Source organism: Mesorhizobium sp. M1406, from assembly GCF_040317555.1.
Taxonomy (GTDB): Bacteria; Pseudomonadota; Alphaproteobacteria; order Rhizobiales; family Rhizobiaceae; genus Mesorhizobium.
This window is the reverse complement of record NZ_JAMYKW010000109.1, coordinates 1-9,715: the sequence shown is the minus strand read 5'-3', so window position 1 is coordinate 9,715 and position 9,715 is coordinate 1. Positions and strand designations below refer to the sequence as shown.

Annotated in this window: 9 protein-coding genes, 2 pseudogenes and 1 riboswitch; of the genes and pseudogenes, 10 read left to right on the top strand and 1 reads right to left on the bottom strand. The window is 62.3% G+C overall.

Translation table 11 applies throughout. The annotated features are described in order from the left end of the window. Window positions 1-340: 340 nt before the first annotated feature. From NKH03_RS33365 to NKH03_RS33320, 10 genes and pseudogenes are all read left to right on the top strand, one after another. Complete coding sequence (locus tag NKH03_RS33365) at window positions 341-1,450, top strand: ribonucleotide-diphosphate reductase subunit beta (protein ID WP_352973124.1); 1,110 nt, start codon at window positions 341-343, stop codon at window positions 1,448-1,450. Then, complete coding sequence (locus NKH03_RS33360) at window positions 1,441-1,689, top strand: hypothetical protein (protein ID WP_352973123.1); 249 nt, start codon at window positions 1,441-1,443, stop codon at window positions 1,687-1,689. The genes NKH03_RS33365 and NKH03_RS33360 overlap by 10 nt, the downstream gene beginning before the upstream one ends. A 7-nt stretch (window positions 1,690-1,696) precedes the next feature. Beyond that, on the top strand, window positions 1,697-2,485 hold the full coding sequence (gene cobF / locus NKH03_RS33355; protein ID WP_352973122.1) for a precorrin-6A synthase (deacetylating): 789 nt from the start codon (window positions 1,697-1,699) through the stop codon (window positions 2,483-2,485). Then, on the top strand, window positions 2,460-3,026 hold the full coding sequence (locus NKH03_RS33350; RefSeq protein WP_352973121.1) for a hypothetical protein: 567 nt from the start codon (window positions 2,460-2,462) through the stop codon (window positions 3,024-3,026). Before cobF ends, NKH03_RS33350 begins: the two co-directional genes overlap by 26 nt. A gap of 5 nt (window positions 3,027-3,031) precedes the next feature. Further along, window positions 3,032-3,812, top strand: a pseudogene (locus NKH03_RS33345) (cobalamin-binding protein). 102 nt (window positions 3,813-3,914) lie between these two features. Further along, window positions 3,915-4,112, top strand: a riboswitch (cobalamin riboswitch). 153 nt (window positions 4,113-4,265) lie between these two features. After that, complete coding sequence (locus NKH03_RS33340; RefSeq protein WP_352973120.1) at window positions 4,266-5,282, top strand: ABC transporter substrate-binding protein; 1,017 nt, start codon at window positions 4,266-4,268, stop codon at window positions 5,280-5,282. Next, on the top strand, window positions 5,279-6,331 hold the full coding sequence (locus tag NKH03_RS33335; RefSeq protein WP_502903244.1) for a FecCD family ABC transporter permease: 1,053 nt from the start codon (window positions 5,279-5,281) through the stop codon (window positions 6,329-6,331). The genes NKH03_RS33340 and NKH03_RS33335 overlap by 4 nt, the downstream gene beginning before the upstream one ends. Beyond that, window positions 6,328-7,092 (top strand): ABC transporter ATP-binding protein, encoded by a 765-nt coding sequence (locus NKH03_RS33330; RefSeq protein ID WP_352973119.1) that lies wholly within the window; start codon window positions 6,328-6,330, stop codon window positions 7,090-7,092. Before NKH03_RS33335 ends, NKH03_RS33330 begins: the two co-directional genes overlap by 4 nt. A 10-nt stretch (window positions 7,093-7,102) precedes the next feature. After that, window positions 7,103-7,540, top strand: a complete 438-nt coding sequence (locus tag NKH03_RS33325) for a pseudoazurin (RefSeq protein ID WP_352699291.1) — start codon at window positions 7,103-7,105, stop codon at window positions 7,538-7,540. A 50-nt stretch (window positions 7,541-7,590) separates the two neighbouring features. Further along, the gene (locus tag NKH03_RS33320) at window positions 7,591-8,355 is read left to right on the top strand and encodes a class I SAM-dependent methyltransferase (protein ID WP_352973118.1); all 765 of its coding nucleotides are present in this window, start codon (window positions 7,591-7,593) and stop codon (window positions 8,353-8,355) included. A gap of 328 nt (window positions 8,356-8,683) precedes the next feature. Here the strand turns inward: NKH03_RS33320 and NKH03_RS33315 are convergent. Then, a pseudogene (locus NKH03_RS33315) lies at window positions 8,684-9,715 on the bottom strand (IS1380 family transposase); the annotation flags it as partial.

Below are 9,715 nucleotides of genomic sequence, written 5' to 3'. Positions count from 1 at the left end.
GATCACAATGATCGGAAAGTGTCGTTCCGTTCGCGACAGCGCCTTCTCACGAAGCCATGAAAGGCGCGCCAGCAGCCCGGCGACAGCGACGTGATCACCCAGCTTGACCGGCTCAGTTCCAATGAGACATCGCGCAGAGATTGGTGCGGATGGCGGTCGGTGTTTCGGATCGGTCAGTTGAAATATGCATGGTCGTCTCCACAGGGTTGGTTCAGCAACCTCACTCTGTCAGAGAGCCGATCGCTTTCCACGCCCATGGAATCTACAATCTGAGCCTGCGCGATCTGGAAGAGATGATGGCCGAACGCGGCTTGAAGGTCGACCACACGACCATCCACCGCTGGACGGTCCGTTTCGCGCCCTTGTTGCTTTCGGGTCCGAGGAAGCCCCGCTTGCCGACGCCACGGGCCTCGGAGCCATCGAACGAGGCGGAAGCCGTGTGCGTGTCGACGACAAGCGGATGATCAACGCCCGCGCAGACGTCAACCAGCTCCTGCCGCTCAAATACCGCTGGGCGTGGGAAAAATACCTGTCCGGCTGCAACAACCACTGGATGCCGAACGAGGTGTCCATGCAGGCTGACATCGCGCTGTGGAAGTCGAAAGACGGGCTGACCGAGGACGAGCGGCGCATGTTGAAGCGCAATCTCGGTTTCTTCGCCGCGTCCGAAAGCCTGGTGGCGAACAACATCGTGCTGGCAATTTGCCGCCATCTCGCCAATCCCGAATGCCGACAGTATCTGCTGCGCCAGGCCTTCGAGGAGGCGGTGCACACCCACACCTTCCAGTACATCGTCGAAAGTCTCGGCCTCGACGAGGGCGAGCTCTTCAACATGTATCGCGAGGTGCCGTCGATCACCGACAAGGCGGCATGGGCGCTGAAGCACACCCAGCATCTCGACGATCCGGATTTTCGCACCGGCACGCCGGAAGCGGACCAAGCCTTCCTGCGCGACCTCGTCGCCTTCTACGTGATCTTCGAGGGCATGTGGTTCTACACCGGCTTCGCACAGATCCTGTCGCTCGGCCGGCGCAACAAGATGGTCGGCATCGCCGAGCAGTACCAGTACATCCTGCGCGACGATCTGATCCATCTGAACTTTGGCATTGACGTCATCAACCAAATCAAGATCGAGAACCCGCATCTCTGGACCGCGGCGTTCCAGGACGAGGTTCGCGGTATGATCAAGACGGCGGCCGATCTCGAGGCCTCGTATGGCAGGGACACGATGCCGCGGGGATTCCTTGGGCTGAACGCGGCTCTGTGCGAGCAGTACATGCACTTCATTGCGAACAGGCGCTGCGCGCAACTCGGCCTTTCCCCGGTGTTCGCGGAGGTCGAAAATCCGTTTCCATGGATGTCGGAAGCCATGGACCTGAAGAAGGAGAAGAACTTCTTCGAGACCCGGGTGATCGAATACCAGAACGGTGGAGCGCTGGCATGGGACTGAGTGCCGAGCATCATGTTGCACGCCGTCCGATAGCGGGCCTGCCGCAGGCGGAGGACGTATTCGTATCCTGGCTGATGGCCCAGCCCGAAGGTTCCGATCTTGCCGCGGCCGCGGACATCGAGATCCGTCGTCTTGACCGATACGAAGGACGGCATCCAGGCCCGCAGAAGCTGGCCGAGCTGTTTCGGGAGTTCCAGCGCTGCCTGAGCGCAGACCCCGTCGCCGAAGCGACCCAATGAGCGCAAGGTGCTCATCATAGGTATCGGCGCCGGCAACCCGGACTTCGTCACGATCCAGGCGGTCAACGCCATGAACCAGGTGGACGTGTTCTTCATCCCCGACAAGGGGATTGAGAAGGATGAGCTGGCGCGTGTCCGGCGCGAGATCCTCGAACGTCATGTTCGGGATCGGCCATTCCGAACGGTCGAATTCAAGGCGCCGGAGCGCAAGCGAACCGGCGAATATGAGGTGGACGTTTCGGATTGGCATGACGATGTCGAGGCGGCTTACAGCAAGCTGATCATGGAGGAACTCGATGCCTCCGAAACCGGGGCCTTTCTGGTCTGGGGCGATCCGACGCTTTACGACAGCACAATGCGCATTTTGGACCGGCTGAAGGAGCGCGGAGAGTTCGAACTCGACTACGAGGTACTTCCCGGAATCAACAGCATTCAGGCACTTGCCGCGAGACACAAGGTTGCCTTGTGCAATATCGGCCGGTCGATTCTGATCTCGACCGGCCGGACGATGGCGGAGGGTTTTCCCAACAAGGTCGACAGCGTCGTCATCATGCTGAATGCGGAGAAAGCGCTCCGCGCCGTCGACGGTGATCTCGACATTTACTGGGGAGCTTACGTCGGCATGCCCGACGAAGTACTGGTCGCGGGAAAGTTCAAGGAGGTGATCGACGAGATCGAGCGTATCCGCGAAGAGGCGCGGTACGTCATCGTCCGGTTCTTCGCAATGACGACGTTGAAGCGCCCGGCGCTCCGCATTATGATCTGCGATCATGAGAACCACCACCACGATACATGACAGCTCGACCAGCGCACGCCAGAGCGTTTGGGTGGTTCTTGTCGTTGCTCTGAGCATTGTCTTCAGCCTCGCGCTCGCCTGCGCCACGCCGTTTGCGGCAATCGCGACGGTTGCCGGCGCCAACATGTCCCGCCGGGGAGCGCTGCTGCTGACCAGCATCGCGTGGTTGGCAAATCAGGCGGTCGGCTACGTGTTTCTCGGCTATCCGACGACATGGGACAGCTTCGCCTGGGGTGCAGCTATCGGCATCGCGGCTGCCCTCGCGACAGGTGCGGTGCTGTTGTTGCGCGGCCGGATCCCCTCCGAACTTCTGACGCTCCTCGCCGGCTTTGTGCTCGCGTTCTTCGTCTACGAGCTTGTCCTGTTCGCGGCGACAGCGATCCTTCCATCCGGGGAGGATGCATTCTCGCTTGAGGTCATTCTGCAGATCCTCTGGCCGAATGTGCTGGCGCTGGCCGGCCTGACGCTGCTGCACAAAGCTGCTCTTTCTGTTGGCCTTCTTTCACGCCCGGCGCCTGTTGGCGACGGCGCTCTTGCCTGAGGGCGATGAGCTTTCCTCCAGAGCGGATCGTCTGCCTGACCGAAGAGACGGTCGAGACGCTCTATCTGCTGGGCGAACAGGATCGGATTGTCGGCGTGTCCGGCTATGCCGTGCGGCCCCCGCAGGTAAGGCGGGAGAAGCCCGCGTTTCCGCCTTCACATCCGCCGACATTCCGAAGATCGTCGCGCTCGAGCCCGATCTCGTCCTGACCTTTTCCGACCTTCAGGCTGATATTGTCGCCGCTCTGATCCGCAAAGGTGTTGCGGTCCACGCCTTCAAAAGCGTGACATCGCGGGCATCCTCGCAATGATCCAGACGGTCGGAGCGCCTGTCGGCGCGACGGCGAAAGCCGACGGCTTGGCGGTAGGCTACGACCAACGCCTTGAGCACATCAGATCCGCCACCAGGGGCAGGAAGCGGCCGCGGGTCTATTTCGAGGAATGGGACGAGCCGCTCATCAGCGGCATCGGCTGGGTCTCGGAACTGATCGAAGTCGCTGGCGGCGATGATATCTTCCCGCAAAAAACGAAAGCCAAGGCGGCCAAGGACCGGGTCGTCACGCCAGAAGAGGTTATTGCTGCTCAGCCCGACATTGTCCTGGATTCCTGGTGCGGCAAGCGGGTTGTGGCGGAGAGGATCAGAGCGCGGCCGGGCTGGGACCGGATTCCTGCCGTGCGCGACAATCGCATCGTCGAGATCAAGTCTCCGCTCATACTGCAGCCAGGGCCTGCGGCACTGACGGATGGGCTCGACGCCATCATCGCAGCCCTATCCGGCATTCGATGAGTTGGCCGATCCTTTCTGCTTCAATGCGGCGACACGCATCGCAAAGGGCAACATAGCTCAAATCTAGATATGGCCATGGCCGCTTGATCAAGGCAGCGCGATTGGCTACGAGGGAGTGTCGGTTTCCGCAAGGAAATAACAGGGAATTCGGCGCGGTCTTCTTCGGCCGCGAAACGAAACTGCCCCCGCAACTGTAGGCGGCGAGTCCATCTCGATCATGCCACTGGGATTAGCCCCCGGGAAGGCCGAGACGGACGATGACCCGTCAGTCAGGAGACCTACCGACGTCTGTAACTGAACGCGCCGGGCGGGGTTGTCCGGGGAGGTTGTCGATGTCGTTAGCCACACCTGAGGTGCAGCCGCATCATGTCCTTACGGGCATGAGCTCGATCATTGTCGTCCTGGCCCCAGTCCTCCGATCCCCGCCATCAACCGATCGGAGATCTTCGCGCCATGACTGTTTCACGCCTGGCACTCGCTGCCTCTAGCTTTGTATTCTTCACGGCCGCCGCCGGGGCCGAACCGACCAAATATCCGCTGACCCTCGAGAACTGCGGCGAAACGCTGACCTTCCAGAAGGCGCCCGCCTCGACTGTCACGGTCGGACAGGCGGCGACCGAGGTGCTCTATTCGCTCGGCCTCGGCGACAAGGTTACCGGCACCTCGGTCTGGTTCAACGAGGTGCTGCCGGAGTTCAAAGAGGTCAACGACAAGGTCGAACGCCTGGCCGACAACGATCCGAGCTTCGAAAGCGTCGTTGCCAAGAAGCCGGAACTGGTAACCGTGCAATTCATTTGGCACGTCGGACCGGACGGCATCGTCGCCACGCGCACGCAGTTCCACGATGTCGGTATCCCGACCTATGTGCTGCCGGACGACTGCGTGGCGAAGGACAACACGGTCGGCGTCGACGGGACGCGCAGCGAGCTCTTCTCGACTGCGTCCATCCATCAGGGCGCGCGAGAACTGGCGCAGATTTTCGACATCCAGGACAAGGGCGAGCAACTCGTCGCCAGCCTGACCGAACGCGAAGACAAGGCGATTGCGGAAGCGAAGGCGCTCAACCTCAAGGACGTCTCGGCCGTGTTCTGGTTCTCCAGCGCCGAGATGGACATCGATCCCTATGTGGCGGGACGCAAGGGCGCTCCCGCCTACATGATGGACAAGCTCGGCATCAAGAACATCATCGAGTCCGACGAGGAGTGGCCGGTGGTCGGCTGGGAGACCATCGCCAAGGCCAACCCGACGTTGATCGTGATCGCCAAGATGGATCGCCGGCGCTTCCCCGCTGACGACTATGAGAAGAAGCTGGAGTTCCTCAAGACCGATCCGGTCGCCAGCCAGATGGAGGCGGTGAAGAACAACCGCATCGTCGTCATGGACGCGCACGCCATGGACGCGACCATCCGCACCATCGCCGGCATCGAGGTGCTGTCAAAGTCGCTCAAGGATTCCGGACTGGCCCAGTGAGCCTGACCGCCTCGCAAGCGATCTACGTCTCCCGGCTCGGCCGGGGGACGCTCTGCTTCGCGGCGCTCCTCGCGGCGGTGCTTGCCGGCACCTGCATCGGCGAGACGCCGATCCCTGTCTCGACCGTCGTACAGATTTTGGTCAACAAGATCCTTGGTTCGGCATACGTACTCGACCCGATCGACATGGGGATCATTTGGAACTATCGCCTGCCGCGCGCGATCATCGCGGCCTGTTGCGGATCGGGTCTGGCAATCTCGGGCATGGTGTTGCAGTCGCTGCTGCGGAATGCACTTGCTGACCCGTACCTGCTGGGGATTTCCGCAGGAGCCTCGACCGGCGCGGTTGCGGTGACGGTCGCCGGCCTGGGCGCCGGCGCGATTTCGATGTCGCTCGGCGCCTTTGTCGGCGCTGTTGCGGCCTTCACCCTGGTGGCGATGCTGGCGCGGGCGGCCGGCGGCAGCGTGACGCGTCACGGTACCGGTCAGATCGTCCTTGCGGGCATCGCCGGATCGCAGCTCTTCAATGCGCTGACATCCTTCATCATAACCAAATCCGCCAATGCCGAACAGGCGCGCGGCATCATGTTCTGGCTGCTCGGCAACCTGAGCGGCGCCCGGTGGCCGGATGTCTGGCTGGCGGTGCCGATTGCGCTGGTCGGATTGGCCGCCTGCATCTGGTTTGCGCGCGCCCTCGACGCTTTCGCATTCGGAGCGGAATCGGCGTCGTCTCTCGGCGTGCCGGTCCGCACCGTGCAGGTGATCCTCATTGGCATCACGGCGCTCGTTACCGCCGTCATGGTCAGCATTGTCGGATCGATCGGCTTCGTCGGTCTCGTCATTCCCCATGCCGCGAGGTTCCTGGTCGGGGTGCGGCACGGCCGGCTCGGGCCAACGACGGCGCTCGTCGGTGCAGCATTCCTCATCGCCGCGGACGTGCTGTCGCGCACCATCATTCCTGGACAGGTGCTGCCGATCGGCGTCATCACGGCACTGGTCGGAGCGCCGGCCTTTGCGCTGATCCTGATCCGTGGGCGGCGCACGCCATGATATTGGAGACGCGCAATCTCGGCTGGTCGGTTCGCGGCAAGCCGATCGTTTCGGGCGTTGATCTCGTCGTCCATGAAGGCGAAACACTCGGTCTCGTCGGACCGAATGGCTCCGGCAAGTCGACGCTGATGAAACTGCTGGCAGGCATCCGGCAACCCACGTCAGGCGATGTTCGCATCAAGGGTGAAGCGCTTCGCGCGATGCCGCGTCGCGCCGCCGCGCAAACGATCGCCTTCCTCGAGCAGCAGGCCGAAACGACGGAAGCTATCACGGTGAAGGATGCGGTCGAGCTTGGCCGTACGCCTCGGCTGACCCCGTTGCAACCATGGTCGGCTGAAGACGATCGCATCGTCTCGCAGGCACTTGTCGACACCGACATGGAAGGCTTCGAACGGCGTTCCTGGGCAACCCTGTCTGGTGGGGAACGCCAGCGTATCCATCTTGCGAGGGCACTGGCGCAGCAGCCTCAGATCCTGCTTCTCGATGAGCCGACAAACCACCTCGATATCCAGCACCAGCTCTCGATCCTGGATCTGGTCGCAAAACTGCCGGTCACATCGGTTGTCGCGCTGCACGACCTGAACCAGGCGCTCTCCTGCGATCGCGTCGGCGTGCTGTCCGGTGGCCGACTCGTTGCGCTGGGTCCAGCGCACAAAGTGCTGACCGTCGAGCGGATTGACGCGGTGTTCGGCGTTCGCGCAAGCCTCCTCACCGACCCGACAGACGGCATGCACATGTTCCGCTTTCATGCAGCTTCCTGAAAGGAAACCCATGCACTTACGAATTCTCACCTTGCTCTTGTCGCTAGCAGCGTCGTCGCACGCCTATGCCGAGATGCACGAAATCAAGATGCTCAACCGCGGAGCCACCGGACCGATGGTCTACGAACCGGATTTCGTGCGCGCCGAGCCAGGCGACACAGTGAAGTTCCTGAATGCCAGCACAGGCCACAATGCGGCGACGATCGACGGCATGGTTCCCGAGGGCTACGCCGGCTTCAAGGGCAAGATCAACGAGGAGATCGCGGTCACGCTCGACCAGGAAGGTTTTTACGGCATCAAGTGCTCGCCGCATATCGGAATGGGCATGGTGATGATAATCCGGGTCGGCGAAACGGCACTTCCCGAGAGCTTTCACGCGGCAGATGTTCCCGCCCGCGCTCGCAAACGCTTCGACGAAATCCTCGCGCGAAACGGCTTCGCCCGCTGAGCATGAACCATCCAGCTACTCATCGTGAAAACTTCCATCTCAAGGAATCAATGCGGGCCTACTGGTCGGAGCGGGCCAAGACGTTCGATGATGCCTTCGGCCACGGCATTCTTTCGCCGGATGAGTTCAGAGCCCGGCAGAAGCCGATTCGAGACACGCTCGGCGCAAAACCTTTGCGGGTGCTTGAACTGGCGTGCGGGACCGGAGAGATCACCAAGCTCATTCACGATCTCGGTCATGACGTCACCGCGCTGGATTTTTCTGAGGCGATGCTCGATGTGGCCAGAGCCAAGCACGCGGGCAAGCCGCGGCTGCGCTTCCTGCTCGCCGACGCCGAAAACACAATGGAGCCGGACGAATGCTACGACGCGATCATCTGCCGCCATCTCGTGTGGACATTGCTCGAGCCGGAGCCGACGTTCCGCGAATGGAAGCGACTGCTGACTCCGGGCGGGAAGCTGGTCGTCTATGACGGCGACTGGTCAAAGCCGACATCGGTTGGACGGATCGCGGCTTCCCTGGTCGCCGCGATCGACCGGTTCTTCGGCGCCGATCCCTACTATGACGGCTCCTTGAGCGAGCGGCATGCGGAGATCATTCGCGCATTGCCATTCGCCGGCGGCCTCCATTACGAGGCGCTGGCGCAGATGCTCGAGGACGCAGGTTTTGTAAGCGTTTCCAGGATATCGCATGCACCGATCGCGAAGGCACAAAGACGGACCGCAAACCTGCGCAATCGTCTCCGTACCCATGTCTATCGCCGCTTTATTTTGACCGCGTCACGGCCTATGGAGATGCAGACCGGGTCAGATTGATGCCCCGGACTAGATCCCGTAGATCGCGACGGGATGAAGCATCGACATAATCGGCTCTTGCAGGTCTTCGCGCCAATCAATGGCCCGGTGCGTCGTCGTCTGCCGCTTCGTCGGCAACCAAATCGTGAAAACGCCGCCACGCGCAACAAGGAATGACGGATGAATCGAGGTGGGAACCCTAGCCCGGATATCTCACACTGTCTTTTGGCGTAGGTCTGAAGCGGGGATTTTACGAGCGCGTGAGTTGCAGGCAAGGGCTGTCGCCGCGCGAAGCGGTGGTTGTGGTTCGGCGATATCCTTGTGTTGACGGGAGGGTGGATCGGGGCGCTCAGATGGCGGCTGCTGGTAATCGGGCGTAGGTCAGGGCCCACTCGCGCCGGAAGGGGCAGGCCGAGTTCATGGCCAGCCTGATGCGGCGCACCGAGACATTGACCAGGGGGCCGATCTTGAACAGTTTGAGGCGGATGGTGGCGCAGCTTGCCCTGGCGAGCCGTGTGTCCACCAGGCCGATGCGGCGCAGTGCGCAGATCAGCACATAGGCCATCGAGGCGAACCAGAGCCTGAGCTGGTTGGCGCGCAGGGTGGCGGCAGAGGTGCGGTCGGCGAACAGGTCGAGCTGGCATTCCTTGATGCGGTTCTCCATCTCGCCGCGGGCGCAGTAGAGGTCCTCGTAGAGGCATTGCGCCGGCCAGGCCTCGGCGTCGAGCGAGGTGACCACGAAGCGCGGGTTGGCCTCGCCTTGCGTCCACTCGGCCTTGGCCACGACCCGGCGCCGGCCGCTCCAGCTCTTGCGCGTGGTCCATAGGAAGTCCTTGAAGCGGCGGGCGGGCCGGCTGGTGAGGGCACTTTCCACCCTGGCCGCGTCCAGTTCAGCCGCGATGTGGCGGACCAGCCGAACATTGCGGGCCAGACCGAACAGGTAGTCGACGGCGTTGGTTTCGCACCAGGCCATCAGCTCCTCGCGGGCGAAGCCGGAATCGGCGCGCAGCACGATGCGGACCTTGGGCCAACGCTGACGCAGCTGGCGCACGATGCGCTCGATCTCCTGAACCGCGCCGGCGGCCGCGTCGATGTTGGCGGGTCGCAGCTTGGCGCACAAAAGGTGATCGCCGCAGAAGATGTAGAGCGGCAGGTAGCAGTAGTTGCCATAAGAACCGCCCCTCCTGGTTGCCGTGCAGGGGATCGTCCGTGGCATCCAGATCCAGCACGATCTCTTCGGGCGGGGCGGCGTGCGCACCCATGAACAGCTCGACGAACAGCCTCCAGCCGGTTGAACGTCGACTTGCCGGCGACGGCCGCGCATTTCTTGTGACGCCGTGCCTTGAGCTTGCCGGCCAGCACCGCCAGCACCGGATCATGG

Excerpts from the sequence above, each read along its gene's own strand:
- NKH03_RS33360 (WP_352973123.1), top strand. The coding sequence starts at position 1,441 with ATGGGACTGAGTGCCGAGCATCATGTTGCACGCCGTCCGATAGCGGGC.
- NKH03_RS33350 (WP_352973121.1), top strand. The coding sequence starts at position 2,460 with ATGAGAACCACCACCACGATACATGACAGCTCGACCAGCGCACGCCAG.
- NKH03_RS33340 (WP_352973120.1), top strand. The coding sequence starts at position 4,266 with ATGACTGTTTCACGCCTGGCACTCGCTGCCTCTAGCTTTGTATTCTTC.
- NKH03_RS33330 (WP_352973119.1), top strand. The coding sequence starts at position 6,328 with ATGATATTGGAGACGCGCAATCTCGGCTGGTCGGTTCGCGGCAAGCCG.
- NKH03_RS33325 (WP_352699291.1), top strand. The coding sequence starts at position 7,103 with ATGCACTTACGAATTCTCACCTTGCTCTTGTCGCTAGCAGCGTCGTCG.
- NKH03_RS33320 (WP_352973118.1), top strand. The coding sequence starts at position 7,591 with ATGCGGGCCTACTGGTCGGAGCGGGCCAAGACGTTCGATGATGCCTTC.